This window comes from Streptococcus parasanguinis, assembly GCF_023109675.1.
Classification (GTDB): domain Bacteria; phylum Bacillota; class Bacilli; order Lactobacillales; family Streptococcaceae; genus Streptococcus; species Streptococcus parasanguinis_I.
Map to the genome: position 1 here is coordinate 151,292 of NZ_JALDUR010000004.1, position 23,447 is coordinate 174,738.

22 protein-coding genes are annotated in these 23,447 nt (G+C 43.4%); 4 read left to right on the plus strand and 18 right to left on the minus strand.

Features of this window, described 5'->3' with window-relative positions; genetic code table 11:
- Nucleotides 1-499: 499 nt before the first annotated feature.
- Both M1G14_RS04900 and M1G14_RS04905 read right to left on the minus strand, forming a co-directional pair.
- Complete coding sequence (locus M1G14_RS04900) at nt 500-799, minus strand: type II toxin-antitoxin system RelE family toxin (RefSeq protein WP_003007839.1); 300 nt, start codon at nt 797-799, stop codon at nt 500-502.
- Complete coding sequence (locus tag M1G14_RS04905) at nt 796-1,044, minus strand: type II toxin-antitoxin system RelB/DinJ family antitoxin (RefSeq protein WP_024053489.1); 249 nt, start codon at nt 1,042-1,044, stop codon at nt 796-798. The genes M1G14_RS04900 and M1G14_RS04905 overlap by 4 nt, the downstream gene beginning before the upstream one ends.
- Before the next feature lie 642 nt (nt 1,045-1,686).
- Here M1G14_RS04905 and M1G14_RS04910 point away from each other — a divergent pair.
- Both M1G14_RS04910 and M1G14_RS04915 read left to right on the plus strand, forming a co-directional pair.
- Entirely contained in the window at nt 1,687-2,790 is a 1,104-nt protein-coding gene (locus tag M1G14_RS04910; protein ID WP_024053488.1) for an ABC transporter permease, read from the plus strand.
- 1 nt (nt 2,791) lies between these two features.
- On the plus strand, nt 2,792-3,481 hold the full coding sequence (locus tag M1G14_RS04915) for an ABC transporter ATP-binding protein (RefSeq protein ID WP_024053487.1): 690 nt from the start codon (nt 2,792-2,794) through the stop codon (nt 3,479-3,481).
- A gap of 184 nt (nt 3,482-3,665) precedes the next feature.
- Here M1G14_RS04915 and M1G14_RS04920 read toward each other — a convergent pair whose 3' ends face one another.
- The 9 genes from M1G14_RS04920 to M1G14_RS04960 all read right to left on the minus strand — a co-directional run bounded on the left by M1G14_RS04920 (nt 3,666) and on the right by M1G14_RS04960 (nt 13,340).
- Nucleotides 3,666-4,991, minus strand: a complete 1,326-nt coding sequence (locus tag M1G14_RS04920) for a sensor histidine kinase (protein ID WP_024055724.1) — start codon at nt 4,989-4,991, stop codon at nt 3,666-3,668.
- Nucleotides 4,988-5,641, minus strand: a complete 654-nt coding sequence (locus tag M1G14_RS04925; protein ID WP_009731294.1) for a response regulator transcription factor — start codon at nt 5,639-5,641, stop codon at nt 4,988-4,990. Before M1G14_RS04925 ends, M1G14_RS04920 begins: the two co-directional genes overlap by 4 nt.
- A 72-nt stretch (nt 5,642-5,713) precedes the next feature.
- Nucleotides 5,714-7,090, minus strand: coding sequence for an ABC transporter permease (locus M1G14_RS04930; protein WP_024055723.1), 1,377 nt, complete (start codon nt 7,088-7,090; stop codon nt 5,714-5,716).
- A gap of 12 nt (nt 7,091-7,102) precedes the next feature.
- A complete protein-coding gene (locus M1G14_RS04935; RefSeq protein WP_021153487.1) occupies nt 7,103-7,735 on the minus strand; it encodes an ABC transporter ATP-binding protein in 633 nt (210 codons plus the stop codon).
- 15 nt (nt 7,736-7,750) lie between these two features.
- Nucleotides 7,751-9,013: an ABC transporter permease gene (locus tag M1G14_RS04940; RefSeq protein ID WP_049475285.1), complete on the minus strand. Its 1,263-nt coding sequence runs from the start codon at nt 9,011-9,013 to the stop codon at nt 7,751-7,753.
- Nucleotides 9,014-9,195: 182 nt separating this feature from the next.
- Entirely contained in the window at nt 9,196-9,834 is a 639-nt protein-coding gene (locus M1G14_RS04945) for a YesL family protein (RefSeq protein ID WP_024055799.1), read from the minus strand.
- Between the two features lie 104 nt (nt 9,835-9,938).
- A complete protein-coding gene (locus tag M1G14_RS04950; RefSeq protein WP_031575601.1) occupies nt 9,939-11,501 on the minus strand; it encodes a type 2 periplasmic-binding domain-containing protein in 1,563 nt (520 codons plus the stop codon).
- 9 nt (nt 11,502-11,510) lie between these two features.
- A complete protein-coding gene (locus M1G14_RS04955) occupies nt 11,511-12,407 on the minus strand; it encodes a carbohydrate ABC transporter permease (RefSeq protein WP_049475288.1) in 897 nt (298 codons plus the stop codon).
- Nucleotides 12,408-12,422: 15 nt separating this feature from the next.
- Complete coding sequence (locus tag M1G14_RS04960) at nt 12,423-13,340, minus strand: ABC transporter permease (protein ID WP_024055802.1); 918 nt, start codon at nt 13,338-13,340, stop codon at nt 12,423-12,425.
- A gap of 195 nt (nt 13,341-13,535) precedes the next feature.
- On the opposite strand from M1G14_RS04960, the gene M1G14_RS04965 reads away from it, so the two are divergent.
- Nucleotides 13,536-15,203, plus strand: coding sequence for a sensor histidine kinase (locus M1G14_RS04965; RefSeq protein WP_247926367.1), 1,668 nt, complete (start codon nt 13,536-13,538; stop codon nt 15,201-15,203).
- On the plus strand, nt 15,184-16,728 hold the full coding sequence (locus tag M1G14_RS04970) for a helix-turn-helix domain-containing protein (RefSeq protein WP_049475290.1): 1,545 nt from the start codon (nt 15,184-15,186) through the stop codon (nt 16,726-16,728). Before M1G14_RS04965 ends, M1G14_RS04970 begins: the two co-directional genes overlap by 20 nt.
- A gap of 42 nt (nt 16,729-16,770) precedes the next feature.
- Here M1G14_RS04970 and M1G14_RS04975 read toward each other — a convergent pair whose 3' ends face one another.
- The 7 genes from M1G14_RS04975 to M1G14_RS05005 form a co-directional block, all read right to left on the minus strand.
- Entirely contained in the window at nt 16,771-16,968 is a 198-nt protein-coding gene (locus tag M1G14_RS04975) for a DUF3272 family protein (RefSeq protein ID WP_024055805.1), read from the minus strand.
- A gap of 38 nt (nt 16,969-17,006) precedes the next feature.
- Complete coding sequence (gene dnaX / locus M1G14_RS04980) at nt 17,007-18,683, minus strand: DNA polymerase III subunit gamma/tau (protein WP_024055806.1); 1,677 nt, start codon at nt 18,681-18,683, stop codon at nt 17,007-17,009.
- Nucleotides 18,683-19,180 carry a GAF domain-containing protein gene (locus tag M1G14_RS04985; RefSeq protein ID WP_024055807.1) on the minus strand — a complete coding sequence of 166 codons (498 nt, stop codon included), beginning with the start codon at nt 19,178-19,180 and terminating at the stop codon, nt 18,683-18,685. The genes dnaX and M1G14_RS04985 overlap by 1 nt, the downstream gene beginning before the upstream one ends.
- A 238-nt stretch (nt 19,181-19,418) precedes the next feature.
- The gene (locus M1G14_RS04990; protein ID WP_042760148.1) at nt 19,419-20,099 is read right to left on the minus strand and encodes a YoaK family protein; all 681 of its coding nucleotides are present in this window, start codon (nt 20,097-20,099) and stop codon (nt 19,419-19,421) included.
- A 191-nt stretch (nt 20,100-20,290) separates the two neighbouring features.
- A complete protein-coding gene (udk, locus tag M1G14_RS04995; protein ID WP_003002524.1) occupies nt 20,291-20,929 on the minus strand; it encodes a uridine kinase in 639 nt (212 codons plus the stop codon).
- A 141-nt stretch (nt 20,930-21,070) separates the two neighbouring features.
- Entirely contained in the window at nt 21,071-22,183 is a 1,113-nt protein-coding gene (locus tag M1G14_RS05000) for a hypothetical protein (RefSeq protein WP_049522579.1), read from the minus strand.
- Nucleotides 22,184-22,295: 112 nt separating this feature from the next.
- A complete protein-coding gene (locus tag M1G14_RS05005) occupies nt 22,296-23,375 on the minus strand; it encodes a hypothetical protein (RefSeq protein ID WP_024055743.1) in 1,080 nt (359 codons plus the stop codon).
- Nucleotides 23,376-23,447 lie beyond the last annotated feature (72 nt).

Consider the following 23,447-nt stretch of genomic DNA (forward strand, 5'->3'; position numbering starts at 1 on the left):
ATTCCGTTATAAATAAAGAGTCCTAAAATTATAGATGAAATAATAATACTTGCACAAATAAAATATGTACGATTTTTTTCATTCATAATATCGATTATCTCCTAAGTTAGTATAGACTAATAGTTCCGTTTTGATTAAATGGGACTCTATAATAAGTTTTGCCTCCAAAACTACCTCCAAAACTAAAACCAGCTCCTAACAACTCTGCTTTAATTTGACCTGAAGCACTACTATTTACAGCTTAAGAATTGATAATTATAGTTTGCACATTGGAATCATCCACTTTCTTATATAAATATTAATTAGTTACGGTAATTTTTTATTCTAAAAATGTTATCTTTAGTAACAACTTTTTCTTATTTTATTATACTTTAATTTGAATGAAATTTCATTTTTTTATATGTGAAAGTAGTTTCAGTTTTCTTATCTCATTTACTTTTAATTTCTTGAATAAGTTAGTAGGTGTTTCTTTCTTTTATGCAGGTTGGTTAAAATAGCTTCATCTGTTTTTTATACGTTTTTCAGAAATTGTATAAATTTCGTTATCACTTCTCTTACCAATAGCAATGACTTCAATAATTTCAATCGCATTGACAGTTTCATGAAAAACAATTCTCAGGCCCAATTTTTTGTGTTTTAACTTCCTGTAACCTGCTAAATTACCGTGAAGAGCCTCTCCGGCAAGCATCCCTTGATTTTCTAACTTGATAAGTGACTTTTTAACATGAAGACGTTGACTATTATCTAATTTATAAAAATCATCTTGCGCTTCAGGTATCAATTCAACTTTATAACTCAATCCCAACCGTCCTCTACATTTTCCATACCTTCACGCCAATTTGAACCAAGAAATTCATCGACAGTTAAATTTTTTCGTGCTTCAAGTTCAAATGGAATTTTACGATCACGTCTGATTTTATTGAAATATAAATTAATTGCTGTAGTATAGTCAAGCCCAATCTCCTTCAAGACCTCACCAACTTCCTGTTTTAATTCAGAGTCAATACTTAGATTCAATCTTGCTTTTGTAGTTGTAATTGCCATTTAAATCACCTCATCTTTTTGTGTATATTATACACAAAAAAACAGATTTTTTCAAACTATTTTTTCTCATTGAGAATTTTTTTGTATAAATTATAAAAAATTAATGTTGAAATAATTATTTTGGAACATTTTAAAATGAAATGATTAAGATATTTCATCAGAAACACCAACAGCCCCAACCGTTGGGGCTGTTTTTTTGCTTATTGTTCCACTTTCTGAAAAAGATATGTTTTTCGGAAACATATAATTATAAACTTTATAAACTTATATGTTCATAAAATTGAAGTTTATTTGTACCAAGTTGTATTTCAAATCACTTTTATTCGAAAAATATCTTTAATAAGAATCCCTCTATTTCAAGCATCTATCGCTATTTTCTTCTACACTAAAATGAAGGATTTCATGCAGGGGGCATCAAAGACAACAGGAAAAGCCTTGAAATCAAGGCGTTTTTGTTTGTCTATAGCATATCTCTTTTTTTGTATATATTAACAATTAATAATTAATAATTGAGAAACAAATCCGATTCCTTCATACTCTACCAAACACCATCCCCCTATTATCCCCCCACTTATGGTATGATGGTAGAGTATGTTTAGGTGCCGAGCTACTCGAGCACCTCCTTGTTAAAAGGAGACGATTATGAAAATCGCATGGAATGAAATTAAATACCAACCCAAGAAGTTTATCCTGATTGAACTCCTCATTATCATCCTCATGTTTATGGTGGTGTTTTTGTCCGGTCTGACAAATGGACTGGGGCGTTCGGTATCGGCACAAATCGATAACTATGGGGCCCTGCACTATATCCTTTCGACGGATTCAGAAGGGATTATCCCCTTTTCAACCATTACGGCGAAAGATTTAAATGAGGTCAAAAAGATAGAGGGGATGGACTATTCTGGCTTGTCCATCCAACGGGCAACCGTCTCAAAAACAGAGGATTCCAACACTCTGGATATCACCTACTTCGCGACCGATCACAACGAAGAAGAGATCCTTAATCCAATTATGGAGGATACCGACCTCAAGATCTCCGACTTAAAGAAAAACGAGGTCATTCTGGACAGTTCTTTCAAAGAAGATGAAGGGATCCAAGTCGGCGACCAAGTGATCGACAAAACTTCTAAGCAAAAACTCAAGGTCGTGGCCTTTGCGAAAAATGCAAAATACGGCTATAGCGAGATTGGCTTTATCAGCTCGGATACCTACACAGGCATGCGGCAAAAAACAGATCCAAGCTATCAATGGCGAGCCCAAACCCTTGTGACCAAGAAAAGCATCACTTCTAGTGATCTAGCCAGCAACTTAATGGTGACGGATAAGAAGCAAGTGATCGATAAAATTCCTGGCTACAAGGCTCAAAATCTGACGCTACGGATGATTACGTGGGTTCTCTTGCTTGCTTCTTCTGCTATCCTTGGGGTCTTCTTCTATATCCTGACCCTGCAGAAGTTGAAACAGTTCGGCGTCTTGAAGGCCATTGGCATGTCCATGAGCCAGATTACCTATGTCCAACTATCCCAGCTCACCATCATCTCCCTCATAGGAGTGCTGCTGGGGCTTGGCTTGGCAACTATGATGGCGCCATTTTTACCTAATAGTGTCCCTTCCTTTATGACCCTGAAAGACAACCTCAACATCTCGGTTAGCTTTATCCTGACCTCTATTTTGTGTGGTGCCTTGTCCCTTGTCAAAATCAAAAAAGTAGATCCAATCGAAGTCATTGGTGGAAATGGAGAATAAGATGGCCATTATCGCATTAGAAAATATCAGAAAATCCTACGCCGATGGCAGCCAGATGCACCATGTCCTCAACCAGCTGAATTTAAGCGTAGAACCCAACGAATTTGTCGCCATCTTGGGCCCTTCAGGATCAGGCAAATCCACTCTCTTAGCTATCGCTGGCTTACTCTTATCAGCGGATGAGGGGCGGATTTCTATCGCTGGCCAAGATTTAACTAACCTCAACCAAGGCCAGTGGACGCAAAAACGGCTGGAATTGCTCGGCTTCATCTTTCAAGATCACCAGCTCCTCTCCTATATGAAAATCGGTGACCAGTTAGAACTGGTGGCCAAATTGAAGGGGGAAAAGGACAAGAAGAAACGCCAAGAGGAAGTCAAAGCCTTGCTGGCAGATCTGGGCATCGAAGCTTGCTACCACCAATACCCGAATCAGATGTCTGGTGGGCAAAAACAACGGGCAGCCATCGCTCGGGCCTTTATCGGAAATCCGCAGGTCATTTTAGCTGATGAGCCAACCGCTAGCCTAGACCCAGATCGAGGTCAAGAAATCGCCCAATTGATCCGGAAAGAAGTCAAATCCAAAAACAAGAGCGCCATCATGGTGACCCATGACCGCTCCATCCTGACCTATGTAGATACTATTTATGAATTAAAACATGGCCAATTGCTAAAGGTAGAAAAGGTTGATTAAATACAAGAGAGTGGGACAGAAATCGGTAATTCGTTAGAATTCGATTTCGTCGTCCTACCTCCGCACAGTTGAGTAGGGCTGTAAAAGCTGATGAAATCAGCGTAGTAGAGCCCACTCAACCACTGCGTCTTGCTCAACAAACCAAAAATAATTGAGAGGCTAGGACTTTTGTCCCAGCCTCTTTTTATTCTTGTGGCTCCTTGGGCAGTTCCATACGGAAGCGCAAGCCCATAGCCGTTTTATCAAATTGGTAGGCCAGCTCTTCATGGTCTAGCAAGTGTTGGACCACAAAGAGCCCCAAGCCGCCTTCCTTCTTCTGACGGCTAGCGGTCATTGGCATTTCAGCGGTCTCTACCATTTCCTGGCTGGTATTTTCAATCGCCAAGTGCGTCCCTTCCTCTTCGAGACGGAGCTGGATCTCTCCACCGGCATCCGAATGTTTGACGGCATTACTGATAACATTTGAGAGAACCAATTTTAGAATCGCTGGGTCCATATAGACGGCTTTGTCAGGGATTTGATTGTCAATCATGAGCGAGCGAGATTGAGCCAAGACCTTGTACTGGTCGAGGATCTGCTCTACGACCTGATCCAACTGGATCCATTCCTTGTCTCCGGCCAATTCTTGGACAGAGGACAGGGACAGGATTTCTAGGACGATCTGGTTCATCTCATCGACGATATCGAGGGAGACCGACAGATAGCGGTCCCGGTCCTTGTAGCGGCCGATCTTATCCCGCATATTTTCTAGGATAATCTTCAAGCTGGCCAGAGGCGTCTTGAGCTCATGCGAGGCTCCCCGTAGGAATTCGACCTTCATCTGCTCCAACTTCAGATTTTCCTGTTTCTGCTGCTCTAGATTGTCGATCACTTCTAGGAGATGGTGATAGAGGTCGTTGATCTGTTGCTTGAGTACGCCGATCTCATCCTGCGAGTGAATGGGAAGACTAGCTGTCCGATCCAAACGCTTCATCCGCTTGGTCATCTGCTTGATCTCAAGGATTGGAGCAGAAATCAGGCGGGCATAGAGATAGGAAGCGATCAGCGACAGGACAAAGGAAGCAAGGAGACTATAGGGAAGGAAGCCCAGACTGATGTCCCGCGCTTCCTTTTGGGAATCGACAGTTGCTAAGAATTGCAAGGTCAAGTCCTTCCCCTCTTTGGTCTGAATCTTTCGCTCTTCAATGACCAGCGAATTATTCTGGCTATCAGGGTTCAGGAGCAAGTCATCCTTAACCTCTAGGGCATTTTGTTTTTCCTTGCCCTTGATCGAGACCTTGATATCGTTGGTCTTGGAATAAAGGTCGATGACGGACTCAATGGTCCCTTCTTCCTGGCCTTGGAAACTCTTGGCCAGGGCCTGGGATTTCTTCAAAATCGTCTGGCGCTGAGACTCGATATAGGTCGAGGGGAAAATAAAGTAAACCGAAGCATGTAGAAGGATGACTAAGCCACTAAAAAGGGCAAAGGTGATCAGAAAGATCTTTGCAAAGATACTTCGTTTGGTCATGGTCTCTCCAATTTATAGCCGACATTGCGTACCGTTACGATACAGTCCAGCTCTAGTTTTTTTCGTAGTTCCTTGATATAGACATCGATCACCCGGTCAAAAGGAATCTCCTCCGTCTCCTTCCAGACGGCATCGAGGATCTGAGAGCGAGTCCGGGCCTTACCCTCATGCTGGAGCAAGTATTCCAAGATTTCCAACTCCTTGGCATTCATGGAGATGGCTTGCCCAGCTAAACTGGCTGTGTAGCTCTCAAAATCCACTCGTGCCTCTCCATAGGTGAAGACCCGGGAAGGCTGAAGCTTTTTAAAAATAGCTTCGATACGGACCTTCAAGAGGGACAAGGAGAAGGGTTTTTCCAGGTAGCCATCTGCCAACTCTCCAAAGGCTGTCAACTTATAGTCCTCATCATGGAAGGCCGTCAGCATGAGGACAGGGACTGAGCTGGTCTTCCGGATGGTCTTGAGGACTTCCAAGCCATTGAGGATCGGGAGCTGGATATCCAGCAAGACCAGATCCGGCGCTTCTCTGTGAAAGAGGTCCAGGGCCTCCTGCCCATCGCCTGCTTCAAAGACCTCATAGCCACATTCCATGAGATAGTCGCTCATCCCTTCGCGAATCAGGACTTCATCTTCTACGATTAGTATCTTCATACACTTTCCTTTTATCTAAGAAACTTCTTCTACCTCCTATTATACCCTATTTCTATTTTAGGAAACAATCTCTTATTCGACATCCACCAAGAGATCTTTTGGTTTCTTATGCAAGAGCCATTGAGAAGAAAGGATGGATACGAGAATCAAGAGGAGGCCACCGACCAACACAATCACCAACAATTGGCTCGGTTGGATGTCCATATGGAGGTCTGTCAGGGTCTTACTGAAGCTTTCTGCCTCAGCTCCACCACCAAGGTTGGCTGCAGAGGATTCTTGAGCCATTTGTTTGGCAATGCCACTGGTTACGTTCTTGAGTACCGTATCTCCGACTGTTTTGGCAAGAAGTCCTGCAACTCCATAGGAGAGGAGGAAGGCTGGGATGGAAATCATGACCAATTCTGCCACGAATTGCCCTGCAATCTGCACCTTGGAGAGTCCCAGAGCTAGCAAGATACCCACTTCTCTGCGACGGGCATTGAGCCACAAGACGAGGAGAAGGGTGAGAAGCAAGCTAGCAAAGACGAGGCTACCGATAAACAAGTAGTCCGCCACTTGGAACATGCTGCTGATCGATTTTTGCAAGGCCGGGTAGTTGGAAGAGCTCTTAACCAAGTCATAGAGGTTCCAGTCAATGTCAAGTGCTTTGATTTTTTCGATCAATTGATCGAGGTCCTGATCCCCTTTGGCAAAGAAGGTCGCATCCTCATAGGTAGCTGTTTGAACAGTATTGCCGTAGAGTTTGGCAGCTGTATCCAGGTCAGAGATGAGGGTATCTTCATACAATTCTTGGGCGTAAGTTAGAGGAGCTTGGTTCTTCCCTGAGAACAGACCCTTAATGGTCACTTCGACAGTTTCATTAGCCCCTTTTTCATTGTCAGCATCGTAGAGATTGGACTTGAGACGCACCTTATCGCCCACCTTAAGACCATTCTTTTTCGCCAAATCTTCATGCATGAGGATTTGGTTTTTATCCTTGTCTGTCAGATGCTCCCCTTGGACCAGCTTGTAGGCTCCAGAGACAAATTTATCTTCTTTTGAAGAGTCATTGACCCCCGTCACCATCAAGGTATTCTTGAAGTATTTTGCCCGCTCTGGAGATTGATTTTGCAGGGTTTCTTCGGTCTCAATGATCTCGTGGTCTAGGATATCTGCAATAGCATTGATCCGCCTGATGGAGGAGGTGATCCCCTCTACCTGGCTGATTTTTTCGATATCCTCTCCTCTGAGATTCCCAGCTCCCCGAGGGGTTCCTGGATTAGTCCTGCGGTTGATCTGCATGGAGAAGCTATTGGTAATGGATCCCAGGCTTTCCGATGAAGCTTTTTGGGTCGCTCCCTTCATGGAGAGTCCGATCAAGCTCAAGGTCCCCATGAGGAGAATGATGGCAAAGAGCAAGAGGGACTTGGGCCATTTCCGTGTGATATAAGCAAAAGCATTGCGCAACATAACATTCCCTCCTTACTTACTCTTCTCAACGAGGCTACGGCGACTCAATTCCAAGACCACATCGGAGGCCTCTGCCACTTCCTTACTGTGGGTGACGACGATGACACATTTTTGGCGTTCCTTGGCCAGTTTCTTTAAAATGGCAATGATGTCACCAGCTGTCTGTTCATCTAAGTTTCCTGTCGGCTCATCTGCTAAGATGACAGGTGCTTCTGAAACGAGCGCACGCGCAATAGCCACCCGTTGTTGCTGCCCGCCGGATAGTTGCAGGACATTGCGTTTGATTTGCGTTTCGTCCAGCCCCAATTCCAAGAGAATGTCTTTCCCAGCTTGTTTGTTGACCAGGCGGACATTTTCCAGTGGCGTCAAATAATCAATCAAATTATAATTCTGAAAGACCAGGGAGACATGATGCTTGCGGTGGTAGCTAGACCCTTTGGTCTGGATGTCCTCCCCATCAAAGAGAACCTGCCCCTTCTTGGGATTGTCCAGACCAGCCAGGAGGGAGAGGAGGGTCGATTTCCCTGCTCCAGACTGACCGATAATGCTGTAAAATGTCCCATTTTTGAACTGATAGTTCACGTCTGAGAAGATCTCTTCTTGGTAACTTTGGTAGCTATAAGATACATGTTTGAGTTCTAACATAGGTGTTATTTCTCCTTAACTCATTTTTGTTAATATTTCTTTTGGGGTCTTGCGCCAGATCATGCTGGTAGTTACACCGAGTGATAGAAGGATCAAGCACAAGAGGCTAGCATAGGCGATTCCTAAGGAAAGGCCTTGAGGGATTTGGTTGAGTAATTCTAGGGTCTGCTGTTGACCGGTCTGTCCGACAAACTGCTCTAAGAAACGATGGCTGACCATCCGCCCGATGAGAAAGGCTGGGATCACTGCTAGTAAGGATACCAGCACCACTTCCAAGAGGAACTGTCTAAAGATCCGGCCCTTGCTCTTCCCAATGGATAAGAGGACCCCGATTTCATGAATCCGCTCTCGTGTCCAGAGACTGAGTAAGAGCGATAGGGCACCTGCTCCCGTCACCAGGAGGACGATCATCATGATCCGCACCAGGCCTTCTAGGGTCTGAGAGGATTCCTTCATCTGGTCAAAGGCCTTGCGATCTTCGACCACGCGTAGCGATTGCCAATCCAGATCCAAGCTTTTGACTTGCTTCAAGAGGGCATCGATTTTCTCAGGATCTTTGACCCCAAAGGTGACCTGGGTCACTTCTTGCTGACTGAGACCAAGAAGCTTGGTCGTATCCTCATAAGGGAGGTAGACTTGATTCTCACTCAGATCAGAGGTCATTCCTGTGAATTTTTCCTGTTTCTTACCCGAAAAGATCCCAACGATTTTAAAGGTTTGCTCTTTGGCAGGAGTCTCTCCCATCTGAAAGCTGGATAAGGTCAAGGAATCCCCGACCTTTAGCTTGTTCTTCTTAGCCAACTCTTGGTGGATCAAGATCTGGCCGCGAGCCTTGTCGGATAAGTGCTTGCCTTGCACCAGTTGGAAACTGCCACTGCGGAAATCCAGGTGCTGGTCTGTCTTCTGGGTGAAGACAGCGCCTAGCGCTTGCTTGGCTTCCTGACCCAGATCATCCCGCTCTACCGACTGCTGCCCCGTCACCACTTCTTTACCAAGAATACGAACAGGACTTTCATATTGAGGAACCATAGATCCAACTCCAGCTAGCCGCTGCACCTTTTCAGCTTCCTTCAGTGCAAAGGGAGTAGCCCCCTGCTTACTGGTCAGGGCAAAACTGGTCCCAGCCGACTGCTTGATATGGTCCTCCAGTCTTCCTCCCACTTGCATCAGTGAAAAACAGAAATACAAGCAAGAAAGGATCAAGAGGAGAATCAGAAAGAGAACCAGATTCCTCGTTCTTTTTCGAGAAATATAGGCGATTGCCTGTTGTAAGAGCATGATCTCACCCTCCATTTCAAGGTCCACGACAATACAATGTGGACGTTTTCATCATTTTTTATAGTTATTATAGAAAAGAAATGTGAAATGTTTATGAAATAGAAAAAGTTTCCTAGATTTTCTAGGAAACTTTATTCGATTTAAATAATATTATGTAAAACATACGTCCCACTTGCTTGACCTTATTTTTCAAAGACTCCTCCTTCTTGAATCTTTGAAAAGATCTGATCGGTCAGTCGAACATTTAAGAAGCTCCAAAGAGCGAAACCTCCAAAGGTAAAGAGATAAATAGCTGTCAGTAACCGTTCAGGACTACTGAGACTGATATAAACCACTGCCAGATTGAAGAAGATAAGAAAGATGGTTTGAATAGGATTTAAGAGAGCAATGAGGAAACTATTCAGACAGACCTTTCTTGTAGGGTCTTCAAAGAGGCCAATATAAGGGAAGATCAAGGTCATCCCTCCACATAGAAGGACGATAAAGGGAAGCAAGATCCAAATCCCATACTCACTTAAAAAGGCCGTATTTGAAAAAAGACAGTAATCCAGATAAAGAAGGGCAGATAGTCCTAGGCAGGTCAGCCAAATCACCGTCGCTTGCTTGAAATTAGCTCGAAAGAGACGGAAAAAATGAAAGACGAGATCCGTATCTTCCCCTTTCAACAAGCGGTGCCACATGGTTGCTAAAGCGGTAAGCGATGCACCGATCGTGAAAATCGGAAGGCAGCAAACGATAAACAAGGTGTTCAAGATAATGATGTCTGTCAACCGGGTCAAGGTCTTGACCAAGCGTCCATCCAATGAAAATAATTTTTGCATCTTCTTCTCCTTGTTCTTCATCTCAATTTCTGCTACTTCCTCCAAGGAAGCACTCAGGGGCTTTAGGCCCCTGAGTTACTTACTTGAATCCATTTAGACTCCTGTTACTTCACTTCTTTTTGGTAACGATCATAGGCATCCTGTTGAATCTTCATAAAGTCATCAATGCCCATCTTCTTCAATGTTGCTTTGTAATCGTCCCAATCCTTTTCGACGCCCCCTTCGACTACCCATTTAGAAGCTTGTTGGGTAACATAGGAGTTGATATCGACATAAATAGAGGACAATTTGTTCAATTCTTCTTGAGAGTAGATGACATTTGGATATGCTGGCAAAGCGTACTGTTTCAATTCTTTGTCCATCTTCAATTTGAGGCCATCACCTTGCGTTTGGTCGATGTCGACATGACTATTGATATCATCTGACACATATTTTGGTCCAAAGTCACGAAGGGAATTGATCCAAGCCCATTCATCGGCAGATTTACCATCTTTTGGAGCCAAAACCTTGTACTTGTCACCATCTTTTTCAGTCGCAATGCCAAAGGATCCATAGAAGTTTTGAATGCTGGCATCATCCGTGTAGAATTTATCCAACCATTTGAGCAATTTTGCAGGGTCCTTGCACTTATTCGTGATCAAGATTTCATTGCGTCCATAGTTCAAATGATCTGGGTCAGAAATGACATATTGTTTGCCATCAGGGCCTTTCAATGCTGGAAGAGGAGCATATTCGCTGGCATGTTGGCCGAAGGTTGCATCTGCTGTCCAACCACTTGATACACCGACACGTGCCACTCCCTTGTCCATCCGTTTGGCAACAGACATAGAGGTATCTTCTGTAAAGAGTTCAGGGTCGATCAAGCCTTTCTTGTAGGCTTCATGCATAGCAGCTATCCCTTGTTTATAACTTTCTTCCGTCCGGAGGTAGACCGGTTTGCCATCTTTGACGGACATTTCATAGGTATTATCTCCACCCAGACGGTTGTTGAATGGCAAGATATAAGAGAAGGTCGGATCAAAGTTACCAGAGCCAAATGGAATTTCATCATTGACATCCCCATTGCCATTGGCATCTTTGTCCTTGAAGGCTTGTAAAACAGTCACCAATTCATCATAGGTTTCCGGCATCTTCAAGCCAAGGTTGTCCAACCATTTCTTATTAATAAAGAGTTGGTTGCCGACGATTGGCCGCATTGGCAATTTCTTAGGTAGGCTGTAAATATGACCATCTGGGTTGGTCACCATGGCTTTTAATTTCGGTTCTTTTTCAAAGGCCTTGTTCAAGTTGGGCATATTATCCTTGATCAAATCTTCCAATGGAATGAACATATTTTGGTTCTGAGCGATTTCAGAATCCGTGAAGGCATTGGATCCCAAGAAAGCGTCTGGTAAATCTCCACTGGCAACAAGAACAGATTTCTTATCAGACCAGTCTGCAGCCACCATGGTATCCCATTTGATCTTGATACCTGATTCCTTGGCTGAATCATCTAGAAAGCCTTTGTGATAGTCTTCCCCCCAATCCGACCAACGAACGGTCGTGATCTTGAAGGTATTTCCATCATTCTTGTCGTTGCTTGATTTATTTGTGGAAGCTCCACAAGCCGTCAAGCCAGCTAAAGCAGCTGCTCCAAGGAGCAGATAGGCAAATTTCCTGTTTTTCATGATCTTCTCCTATTCTTTCAAGGCCCCTATCATGACACCTTGATTAAAGTATTTTTGGACGAATGGATACAGCATCATAATCGGTGCTGTTGAGATAACGATGGCTGCATATTTCATCATATCAGCCTTAATACGGAGGTCAGAAGCTACCTCCCCTGTTGCTTGCGATTGCAACATTTGATTACTAATTAAGAGACGGCGCAGGATCAGTTGTAAGGGTTGAAGATTTTCATTGGTCAAATAAATCAGGGCATTGAACCAAGAATTCCAGATCCCTACTGCTGTCCAAAGTCCAATAACGGCAATAATAGCCTTGGACAAGGGGAGCACGATCTTTCTGAAGTAATGAATGGTTCCGCACCCATCAATCTGGGCAGCTTCCCACATCCCTTCTGGAATACTATTGTTAAAGAAAGTTCGAGCTACAACGATATTGTAAGGTGATACTGCAAACGGTACAACCATGACCCAGAAGGTGTCGACCAAACCCAATTGTTTCACTGTCAAATAAATGGGAATCAAGCCCCCAGAGACGAACATAGGAACGATAAAGAAGACACTGACCCATTTCTTAGCAAAGAGGTCCTTTCGCGACAAGGCGTAACCAGCCGGAATATTAATGACCAGGGCAACGATGGTCCCTACAACCGTGTAGAGGATGGTGTTGAGATAGCTCTTTAGAAACAAAGGTTGCTCAATCAAGCGTTGATAGCCATCTAGTCGCCATTCCCTCGGGATAAACCAAACCTTACCAGTTGCCACATCAGACGGATTACTGAAGGAGGCAATAATGACAAACCACAAAGGGTAGACAATCAACAGAATCAAGCAAATCGCTAGACCATAGATAAAAACATCAAAGAGGATTTCCGACTTGGTCTTTCTAGCATGTTGAAACAATTTCACAATTCCTCCTCCTTTCTAGAACAATCCCGTCTTGGTATAGCGTTTCGCAAACCAGTTGACCGACAATAAGATGATCAAGTTGACCAAGGTATTAAAGAGACCGATCGCTGTCGAATAACTATATTGGAAATTAATCATCCCCACTTTGTAGACATAGGTCGAAATGATTTCACTTCCTGCCAGATTAAGTGGATTTTGCAAGAGCAAGACCTTTTCAAAACCAACACTGAGTAGGCTTCCTGCTCTGAGAATCAAGAGAATCATCGCCGTTGGTAACAGTAAGGGTAAGTCAATATGACGGATTTTTTGCAATCGACTCGCCCCGTCCATGGTCGCTGCTTCATAAAAGGTTGGATCAATGGCTGATAAAGCGGCTAGATAGATGATACTATCCCAACCGATATGTTGCCAGACATCGCTCCAGACATAGACACCTGCAAAGCTACCCGGTTTGGATAAGAGGGCAGGCATCTTTAAGCCGACCAATTTGAGGACATTGGCTAACAGTCCACTACTTGGAGAGAGAAAAAGAATAATCATCCCACACATGACCATGGTCGAGATAAAATGAGGCAAATAAGTTGTTACTTGAAAGATTTTTTTGAACTTGCCCACACGAATCTGGTTGCAAATGATGGCTAGAACAATCGGCAAGGGAAAACCAACCAGAATACTGTAAATAGAAATTTTCAAGGTATTCTTCATGGTTGTTGCAAATTGGAAGGATGAGAAGAACTGGTTAAAATACTTGAGACCAGCCCAAGGACTTCCAAATATCCCAGTAGCGGGAGAGTAATCTTTAAAAGCGATGACTAGACCCGCCATAGGGATATAGGCAAATAAAATCAATAAAATAATCGATGGCAGGAGAAGCACATATAAAGGAATATTTTTCTTCAATTTGCTCTGCTTCGCATTTACTTCGCTTTTCATAAGGCCCTCCTTTTCTTTCTCCTCTATTTTATAGGAATCCTTTCCATCTTTATAGAACTTTTTCGTGCATCTTCATTCACTTTTCCGTTTTCTCCACACAAAAACATGCACTTTCCCGATTTTTTTTACTTTAATATCGGTTTTGTTCATGAATCCGTTTTCAAATAGTGCTATAATATATGTGAGGTGCTCATTATGAAAGCTATTCACAGAAGTACACGAGATCACTCGATTCAATTTTTTTCGCGCCTACTCTTTCTCCTCTTAGTTGTCAATACCTTGATCAACCTTTTGATTGGTGGGATTAGCCGAAATTTTATTAAACACCAAAATATGCTCCATTTAGAGGACTCGATTCATATCTATGCGGATTCCTTAAATACAGTGCTTCACTCCGTTGAGCGTTTTATGTACAGTACCATTAGTCACAACGACTATTTGACAGAGCTCAATACTCCGCTTGATTTCACAAATTTTCATGAAAATCTAAAAAAACTGCGGATTGATTTCACGGAGTTTCAGTACCAGATGGATAGCCCCATTACCTTTTTCATAGAGACAAAAGATATCCCACATTTTTTCAACGCTTCCAGTCTTCAACTGCCCTACCTGGACTATGTACAATTGAAAGATCATCTTAAAACCTATGACAAAGAAACAGACAAGACCCGTCAAAAATGGCAACGAATCAGCCTGAACCAGCATGATTATCTCTTGAAATCCCTTCATTACAAGGGCAAGGCTATCTATGCCATCATTTCTACCCAGGATATTTTAAGACCCTTGCAAAAGCTCAATATTGGAAAAAAAGGGCGCTTATCCATCGAACGCCCCAATCAGATCCATGCTACAGATTCCGTTATTCAAGCCGGTAGCAATCAAACCCACCTGCCTTTTGATCTGTATGTGACGGTCGATTACGGGGACGTTTTCCGTACAAATATCGTACTTGAAACCCTTCTCTCCTTGGTCCCTTTGATCATCGCCGTTCTCTCTACCATTCTGATCCTTTATATTCGTCAACGGATGATCCAACCGATGAAACGACTCACCCAACGCCTTTCTCAGCTAGACGCTGCTTCCACCAAGCTAGATGTGATCGAAGACCAAGGGATCTTAGAGATCGATCAGGCCAATCACAAGCTCAATCAGGTCCTGATCCATATGAAAGACCTTCAAATTCGAGCCTACCACGCGCAACTCAACCTCAAAAAAGTCGAACTCAATTACCTCAAAAATCAAGTTCGACCCCATTTTTACCTCAACATGCTTTCCATGATTCACAGCATGCTGCAGACCAAGGACTATAAGGAAATCGAGGAGTTGACCAAGGTGACTTCCAACTACTTGCGTCACCTCTTTCAAGCTAACCAAGATTTCAATCGCTTAGTAGATGAAATCCAACATATCCGAAATTACCTAGAAATCCAAAAAATCCGCTATGGGGACAGCATCCACTTTGACCTGGACTGGGATCCTCATCTGAAAGATGCGGCTATTCCCCCTCTGCTTTTACAAACCTTTGTGGAAAATGCCATCAAACACGGCTTTTCTTTCCAAGATTCCTTCCACATTCACCTTTCCATTCATGAAGAAGCAAACCAACAGCTTGCCATTTCCCTTCAGGATAATGGACCCGGTTTTAGCTCCGCTATCTTACAAGATCTAGCAGAGAAAAAATCCTTAGTCACTGAAAATGGCCACCACATTGGTTTGACCAATGCACGGGAGCGACTAGATCTCCTCTATCCAGATCACTACACCCTTCAATTTTCAAATGGATCCCAAGGAGGGGCCCGCATCCAACTGAGCCTTCCTTACGAACCCTACAAAGGAGACACACATGAATATCCTACTCGTTGACGATGATCGTTTTATCATTAAAGCCCTACAGGAAACCATCCATTGGGAAGCCTTGGGCATTGAGCAGGTATATACTGCCTCCAGTCTGAGCCAAGCCCAAGCCATCATTCAAAGTCACCCGATTGCCCTCATGATCAGTGATATCGAGATGCCACAAGGCAGTGGGTTAGATCTCCTAGCCTGGGTCCGGTCAGAAAAATATGACATTCAAACGATCTTCCTCACCAATTATGCTGATTTCAATTATGCCCAAAAAGCCATTGAACTCCAAAGTTTTGAATACTACCTCAAGCCGATTGACCCAGATCGCTTAGAATTTATCATTCAAAAAGCCCTCAATAAGATCAAGCGCCACAAGAGTGCGGCCCAATTAGCACAACAAGGACAAAAAGAAGCTGAATTTTGGCATGACTACTTGCGAAAACCACGTCCATCTCAAGCAGAACAGCTCCTTCAAGAAGTGACAAAACGGGGTTATATCCCCAAACCACATGAAGACTACCTCTTAGTCCTCATCACTCTCCACTTAGTTGAAGAAGACTTTCACCCCAGCGTCCCTTCTTGGCGCTTGCAGCTCCGCCATTGTATCAAGGATCTCTCCCTGGATTTCCCTGTCCACTACTGCGCCCTCAGTAAAATCGAAAGCCAGACTGATCGCTACCTCTGCCTCTTCAAAAAGAATCAGACCGCAGAGTGTGCAGACTTCCTAAAGGCTATCCAGCAGAAGATCCAGCAAGACTTAGACCGATCCTCTATCCTTCTCTATTCAGATACTATTTCCCTTGAGACGCTCTTGATGAAGGCTCTGCAACTCTGCCAATACAGTGAGGAACAAGTCTTCCATTGGGACAGTATCCACTCCTATGCTTCTTTGGCTCCACAACCTCAAAAGCCTGCTCATCGGACATCGCTCACTTTTACAAATCAGCTAGAGACGGAACAGCTCCTCCAAATCATCCATAGCTTAGAAACTCAAGATCGCATCCCGCTCTCAGCTCTGAGTGAACTCCAGCTAGACTGGACCCAGCAAATTGGGATTTATCTGGACAAGAACGGCATTCTCGCCCACAAGTTATTTCAAAACAAACACCATCAATTTCTCTTCGAACGGCGTTTTCATGCCATCGAAGCTTTTGAAGCCTATATTAGGGATTACTGGAGCTCTGCTCGCCATTATGTGATCGATCTAGAACACCAATCCAATCTCATCCAGCGGATCACTGACTACATCGATCACCATTACAAGGAGGATATTAGTCGCACCAAGCTAGCCGAAATGGTTTTTCTTAGTCCAGATCATCTAGCGAGGATGTTTAAGCGCGACACCGGCGAAACACTGGTGAAATACATCACCGATAAACGGATGGCCGCCGCAAAAGAGATGCTATCGCAAAGCGATACCCCCATTTACCAAGTTGCCCTCCAGGTGGGATATGACAACTACTCCTACTTTACAAAGGCTTTTAAACAGAAGGTCGGCCTCTCCCCAGGAGATTACCGCAAACAATGCCAAGAAGCCTTTTAAAACAAGAAAAAACCTTTGAAAAAGGATTTCTTTTCAAAGGTTTTATTTTCTTTTCTTTCTGATTTCTTTTTCAATGGCACTAGCAATTTTCTCCACCATATAGGCCGTCTGGAGATTGCGTAAGATCAAGAGGGCCCAAAAACATGTAAAGAGCATTTGACCCGCCATGGTCGCTTCATTGAAAAAGTATGTCTCCATAGCAGTAAAGACTGCTATCACTGCAAATTGTTTTCTATTCATAAAATTATTTTACCATGATTCAGTAAAAAATTCATGTATTAATCGTCTTGCAGGGTGATTTTATCGGATAAAAAGTGAAATTCCTCAGGGATGACACTTTCCTCTTCTTCTACCACTTCCGCTTTTTGACCACGCGCCTTAGCCGAAAACTCTGCCCGGATTTGGGTCCATTCTTCCATCGAAACCGCTAAAATCTCTGGTGAGAAGCCCGCAGCATTGCTGAGGATATTTCCAAACATGGTATTGAGGTTGTCCCGCTTCATGGTCTGTTCAGCATTAAAGGCAGACTCAAAGGCTAAAATGGCGTGATTTTCATTAGCAGCGACCGGCTGGGATCCGATTAAGAGAGCCTTATCCGCACCTGCCAAACTCTCGATGATTTCCCCCCAAGCGTTCTGAAGACGGATCAAGTTGGTCCGTGCCAACTCTGGGTTTTCAACCGCCTCTTGTAAAATGGCATTGACCTTATTTCGATCCGCACGGTAGCCCTTGTTCGACTTGGTTGGACGAGTTACTGCTGGTTTTGAGGCAGGAAGACTGCTACCCGATTGCGCTAACTGTTGCTTGAGCTGAGCGACTTCCTTCTTCAAGTCTTCCAGCTGAGCTAGTACATTGGAAGGAACCTCCACAGCTGCTGAGTTAGAAACTTGGCCTGTGCTTTCAGCCAATTTAATGGTCATCATTTCAGTGTAGATGCGCGGTTGCAGGCTATTTTTGATATCCGCTAGACTGGTCGTCGCCTGGTCAATCAGGGCAAAAAGACGGGCTTGATCGGCTTCAAGATTGGCCGCAAACAAGTCACTAGCGTGAGTGTTTTCTCCGCCTGTCTGGACAATCAATAGATCTCTCAGGTATTGAAGTAAGTCCGTGACGAAACGAGCCATATTCTTCCCGTTATCAAAGATAATTACCAGCTGGTCGAGCGCCGCCGTCGCATCATGAGCCAGGATGGCAGCCACGTACTGGTCGAGCGCCGCTAGACTGATGGAGCCTGTAATTTCTTCAGCGATTGCTGTCGTCAACTCACTACCCGCAGTCAGACTCAGAGCTTGGTCCAAAATGGACAAGGCATCCCGCATCCCACCTTCAGCGCGCCGAGCAATGATCTGTACAGCATCTGCTTCATAGGCAATGCCTTCTGTAGCTAAGATACTTTCCAAATGGTGAACGATATCCGGTAGTTTGATAGATTTGAATTCAAAGCGTTGCACCCGAGACAGAATGGTCGCAGGAATTTTGTGTAACTCCGTTGTTGCAAGGATAAAGACCACATTTTCCGTCGGCTCTTCCAGCGTCTTCAACAAGGCATTAAAGGCCCCTGTCGAGAGCATGTGGACCTCATCGATAATGTAGACTTTGTGCTTGGCTAGACTTGGAGCATAGGTCGACTTGTCGCGAATATCGCGAATTTCATCGACCCCATTGTTAGAGGCTGCATCGATCTCGATAACATCTTCAAGACTCCCATTGGTAATGGATTCACAGATATAGCAGTTGTTACACGGCTCCCCATTGACTTGATTGGGACAGTTCATGGCCTTAGCAAAGATCTTGGCCACACTCGTTTTCCCAGTTCCACGAGGTCCAGAAAAGAGATAGGCATGGCTGATCTTGTCCTGCTCCACTGCCTGTCTCAAAGTCCGTGCCACCACTTGCTGGCCGACCAATTGACCAAAGGTCTGGCTACGGTATTTCCGATATAAAGCTTGATACATTAGTTCTTAACTCCAAACATCTTAAAGTCCCAGTTTGTCTTTTCGATCAATATGGTGACAAACTTTTCCAAATACTCTTGATCCAGCTGATCGTAGTCAGAGACACATTCTGAGTCCAGATCTAAAACCCCAAGGAGCTGACCGTCCTTAACCATAGGCACCACAATCTCACTCATGGCTCGACTATCACAGGAAATATAGTTGGCATGTTGGCGGACATCATCGACAATCATGGTTTTCTGCTCTTGAGCTGCTTCTCCACAGACACCCTTTCCGAGAGCGATATGGACACAAGAAACACCTCCCTGAAAAGGTCCCAAGATCAATTCCGTTTGGTCATACAAATAAAAACCCGCAAAGACCGAACGAGGCAGGGCTTGATTTAAGAGAGCACTGGCATTGGACAGATTAGCCAAGGCATTGGTTTCTCCCATTAAGAGAGCGTCTAACTGTGCCAGTAAAAGTTGGTATTGTGATTCTTTTTCCGAATGTTTCATACCTTCCATTATACCAAATCTTTGCCCAAAAATTAAGCTTCAAACAGCGAAAGAAAAGAGAGTGGGACAGAAATCGGTAATTCGTTAGAATTCGATTTCGTTGTCCCACCTCCGCACAATTGAGTAGGGCTGTAAAAGCTGATGAATTCAGCGTAGTAGAGCCCACTCAACCACTGCGTCTTGCTCGACAATCCAAAAATAATTGAGAGGCTAGGACTTTTGTCCCAGCCTCCATTATCTATTCATGCCGCCGATTGAAGTGAAAGACTTCAAAATATTGAATGGCCCGATAGATTAAAAAGATGGTCAAGATGATGGCCACCAGCCAAATCGTCTTTAGTCCATAAAACTGGATCAAGTAGGTCGAAAAAATGGCCCCACAGACGAAACTCCCGATCAAGCAGGTCATAAAGATGGCTTCCCAGAGGAATTTCATCTCCCTGTCTCTAACAAAATTTCCATAAGCTACCATGGTTTTCTTGAGATTTCCGGTCATAAAAGAGTGGTTGTAGGCATAGCTACCTACTTCTCCAAATGAGGTCGCTACGATTCCCAAACTCAGGCCAAAAAAAGGCACGATGAAGACATTTTTTACCGATGCTGGCAAAAATCCCGTCACCAAAGTTGTGAGGATATAGGGCACTAGGGTATTCAAGCGCCAGACTGAATTATCAATCAAGCGACGCAAGACCGTCATTAAAAAGATCCCCAGCATAAAGGCCAGCATCGTGGCTAACTTCACTTCTACATCTGAGATCTGCTGGCCGATCAAACCAACCGATAGAAAGACCACATTTCCCGTCTGGCCTGCCGCCAAGGTCCCACCCCGACAAATAAAGGTATAAGCATCTGAAAAACCAGCACACATGGTCAATAAACAAGCGAACGCCTTGGTCCGCGAATGAAACTCCCTTTTCATTTCCATTCTCCCTAGGAAAAAGAGGGAGTGGTACAAATGTTACATAACATTTCTGGTACCACTCCCGCGAAGTTGATTGAGAACTCTTTCGAGTCTTTTAGCGAATGAAGAGTCTCACCAACTACTGCGACATTCAATTATTCCAACTAATGATAAACGATGGAGATCGATTGTCCTCTTTCTCCCTATCTTTATTTTCCTTCACGCGCCTCGTTGAGGATTTTCTCAATCTTGGTTGTGATCAAGTCAATCGCAACCGTATTGGTCACGCCCTCAGGAATGATCACATCCGCATAGCGCTTGGTTGGCTCGATGAACTGGTGGTACATCGGTTTTACCACTCCAAGGTATTGCTCAATGACGCTGTCCAGACTCCGTCCGCGCTCTTCCATGTCCCGCTTGATCCGACGAATGATCCGCACATCATCATCCGTATCAACGAAAATCTTGATGTCCATCAAGTCCCGAAGACGCTTGTCTTCAAGAACTAAGATTCCTTCCACGATGAAAACATCTTGTGGTTCCTGACGATAGGTCTTGCTACTGCGCGTATGCTCTGCATAGTCATAAGTTGGAATATCTACCGGACGACCCTCCAAGAGTTCATTGATCTGCGCAATCATCAAGTCCGTATCAAAGGCAAAAGGATGGTCATAGTTAGTCTTGATCCGCTCCTCAAAGGTCAAATGACTTTGGTCCTTGTAATAAGAATCATGCTCAATCATGGCAATCTTTTCATTCGGGAAATTGGCCAAAATGGCACGAGACACACTGGTCTTTCCACCACCAGAGCCACCAGTAACACCAATAATAATAGGTCTATTTTGCATTTTCTACTCCATTACCTCTAGTCGTCTGAGAAGAAATAGACATCTCAGATACATCTTATCCATTTTACCATATTTTTGCCTAGACATGAATAGTTTTTCAGTCAGAAATTTGGAAACAAAAAGGACCTTGCGGTCCTTTGATTATTTCACTTTTTCTAATTTTGCGGCAAATTCATTACCACCACGTAAGACGAGTATATTTTTTCCACCGTTGACAGGTACGAAACAATAATTTGAATTAGCTTGTATATAGACTTCCTTAGCACTCTTCACTTGATAGCCTTGTGATTTCATCGCTTCTTGAATGACTTCAAATGTGTGTTCGATCTCTTCTTTAGAAGTCGTGTCTCCATCATACTTTTCTTGATCAGCTAGAGAATAGAATGCGTAAGCCTTGTTATCGTAATACTTATCACTAATAATTCCATGATCTGAAATCTGAACAGTTGTATTATCTCCTTCTGTCACATTCTTCCATTTTCCAACCATGGCCTTTGGTATTTCAACCTTGTGATAGACCAAATTATCTTCAAAGTTTCCTTTGTATGACTTATAAGTTTTCAAGTCGAATAAATCATTTATTAAAATAATATTGCTTCCGTCTTTTTGGAGCAAGTTATAGCGTGTGTTCCCACCAGACTTAATAACAACTATTTCTGTCGTCTTCAGGTTAAATTTCTTATCGACATCCGCAAGTGAATGCAAGTCTGTTGCATTTAACAAAGAAAGTGCTGTATTAAATTCTTTTTTCGCTTCATTGCCCTTGAGAACCTTTTTGATGTTCTCGCCACCATTGACTTTTTGTTTCTTTCCACTTAGTTCATAAGTGACCGGACTTGAATCCGTATTTCGCAACCAAACACCATCTAGACTTGGTCCACCTGAAAAGAAAAAGAACCAAGCAAAGGCAATCACTGCGACAAGTCCCGCAACTGCAGCCCCAATTTGGGCTTGTTTATTGAAAGAAAATGTCAATTTTTTTGGTCTTGGAACAGGTTGTAAGGTTTTCGCCGATGGCTGCGGTTGGACAGAAGTTGGCTGCTCTTGGGAAAGAGGCGCACTAGGTGCAACAGGTCCTTCCTGAGCAGGAGCCTGCGCTTCAGTGGCTGGAGCTGGTGCCTCAGTTGTTGGAGTCGGCGCTTCTTTTCGCTCTACGACAAACTCCCCTTTTTCACGCGCTTCTTGAAATTCTTGCATACTTGGCTTGCGACCATTGACCGCTTCAAAATATTCAACCCAATCTTTTTGATTCATCATATTCCCCTTATTGATTCATTATAAAAACTAACCATATTATACCACAAATCCATGGTATATTTTGTGATTTTCAGAAAATAAAAGAAAAGGACCTTACGGTCCTTCTAATTTATTTCACTTTTTCCAATTTTTCAACTAAATGATAGTCTTCTGTGAAAACAAGGACTGTCTTCCCTCCATTTACAAGGACATAATAAAAATCAGATCCTAGTTGCTTGTACACGTCTTTCATACTAGTTAGCTGGTAATCTTGGGAATCGACCGCATCTTGAAGATCTTCATAGACCTCTTTCACTTTGTCAGCTGTCTTTTCTTGATCAAACTTAGTTGAAGGCATCTTTTGGAGCTCTTCTAGACTATAAAAAGCCGTACCTTCGCTACTATCATATTCACTATAAGTAAGAATACCACGATCATTTAATTCAAGATAATTGGTTTCATCATCAAAAGAACGCTCAATTTTCCATTTCCCAACTAGAACTTTAGGAATTTCTGTCTTGTGAAAAATAGCATTCTTCTTAAAGCTTTCTGAATGATCACTATAGGTAACCAAATCCATCAAGTCATTGGCTAAAATCACATTGGTCCCATTGCTTTGGAGTAGATTATAAACAAGCCCATGCTCGTCTTTAATGATGATAACTTCCCTCGTGTGGAGGTCAAATTTTCTATCAACATCTGCTAAGTTTTTCAGCTTGGAGTAGTTTAACTGGTTTAAAGCTTTCTGAAACTCTTGTTTTGCTTCATTACCTTTGTAAACTTTCTCAATCTTATACTTACCATACGATCGTGGATCTTCTTGATTTAACTCATAAACCACTGCTGTTGAATCAGCAGGTCCAACCCAAATTCCTTCCAAACTTGGAGTCGGTTGGAAGAAAAAGAAATAAGCCAGTACAATAACAGCTAGTATTCCCACACCTGATAAAGCCCATTTGGTCTGCTTATTCCATTTCACACTAAAGCGTTTGATAGCTAGAGTCTCATACCCTGACTCCACTTGTGACGGCATTTGAACCTGCTCACTTTTCTCTCGTGAGGCTACCGCTGATGGAACTGGTGCTTCAGGAACGGTCTCTTTTCGTTCCACTACAAACTCACCATTCGCTCGTGCATTTTGAAACTCTTGCAGACTCGGCTTACGGTTATGGAGTGCTTCAAAATAGTCTACCCAATCTTTTTGATTCATCTATTCCTCCTAATCGATGATTGTTTTCAAACTGATCCTATTATACCATACATGAAAAGGCAATCACTCATT

What these genes read in the sequence shown, in the direction of transcription:
- M1G14_RS04990 (WP_042760148.1), bottom strand. Translation starts at nt 20,099, where the DNA reads ATGAAAAGGGAGTTTCATTCGCGGACCAAGGCGTTCGCTTGTTTATTG.
- M1G14_RS04930 (WP_024055723.1), bottom strand. Translation starts at nt 7,090, where the DNA reads ATGTTGCGCAATGCTTTTGCTTATATCACACGGAAATGGCCCAAGTCC.
- M1G14_RS04975 (WP_024055805.1), bottom strand. Translation starts at nt 16,968, where the DNA reads ATGAATAGAAAACAATTTGCAGTGATAGCAGTCTTTACTGCTATGGAG.
- M1G14_RS04935 (WP_021153487.1), bottom strand. Translation starts at nt 7,735, where the DNA reads ATGTTAGAACTCAAACATGTATCTTATAGCTACCAAAGTTACCAAGAA.
- M1G14_RS04915 (WP_024053487.1), top strand. Translation starts at nt 2,792, where the DNA reads ATGGCCATTATCGCATTAGAAAATATCAGAAAATCCTACGCCGATGGC.
- M1G14_RS04920 (WP_024055724.1), bottom strand. Translation starts at nt 4,991, where the DNA reads ATGACCAAACGAAGTATCTTTGCAAAGATCTTTCTGATCACCTTTGCC.
- M1G14_RS04905 (WP_024053489.1), bottom strand. Translation starts at nt 1,044, where the DNA reads ATGGCAATTACAACTACAAAAGCAAGATTGAATCTAAGTATTGACTCT.
- dnaX (WP_024055806.1), bottom strand. Translation starts at nt 18,683, where the DNA reads ATGTATCAAGCTTTATATCGGAAATACCGTAGCCAGACCTTTGGTCAA.
- M1G14_RS04965 (WP_247926367.1), top strand. Translation starts at nt 13,536, where the DNA reads ATGAAAGCTATTCACAGAAGTACACGAGATCACTCGATTCAATTTTTT.
- M1G14_RS04960 (WP_024055802.1), bottom strand. Translation starts at nt 13,340, where the DNA reads ATGAAAAGCGAAGTAAATGCGAAGCAGAGCAAATTGAAGAAAAATATT.
- M1G14_RS05005 (WP_024055743.1), bottom strand. Translation starts at nt 23,375, where the DNA reads ATGAATCAAAAAGATTGGGTAGACTATTTTGAAGCACTCCATAACCGT.
- M1G14_RS04925 (WP_009731294.1), bottom strand. Translation starts at nt 5,641, where the DNA reads ATGAAGATACTAATCGTAGAAGATGAAGTCCTGATTCGCGAAGGGATG.
- udk (WP_003002524.1), bottom strand. Translation starts at nt 20,929, where the DNA reads ATGCAAAATAGACCTATTATTATTGGTGTTACTGGTGGCTCTGGTGGT.
- M1G14_RS04950 (WP_031575601.1), bottom strand. Translation starts at nt 11,501, where the DNA reads ATGAAAAACAGGAAATTTGCCTATCTGCTCCTTGGAGCAGCTGCTTTA.
- M1G14_RS04985 (WP_024055807.1), bottom strand. Translation starts at nt 19,180, where the DNA reads ATGAAACATTCGGAAAAAGAATCACAATACCAACTTTTACTGGCACAG.
- M1G14_RS04940 (WP_049475285.1), bottom strand. Translation starts at nt 9,013, where the DNA reads ATGCTCTTACAACAGGCAATCGCCTATATTTCTCGAAAAAGAACGAGG.
- M1G14_RS04970 (WP_049475290.1), top strand. Translation starts at nt 15,184, where the DNA reads ATGAATATCCTACTCGTTGACGATGATCGTTTTATCATTAAAGCCCTA.
- M1G14_RS04945 (WP_024055799.1), bottom strand. Translation starts at nt 9,834, where the DNA reads ATGCAAAAATTATTTTCATTGGATGGACGCTTGGTCAAGACCTTGACC.
- M1G14_RS04910 (WP_024053488.1), top strand. Translation starts at nt 1,687, where the DNA reads ATGAAAATCGCATGGAATGAAATTAAATACCAACCCAAGAAGTTTATC.
- M1G14_RS05000 (WP_049522579.1), bottom strand. Translation starts at nt 22,183, where the DNA reads ATGAATCAAAAAGATTGGGTTGAATATTTTGAAGCGGTCAATGGTCGC.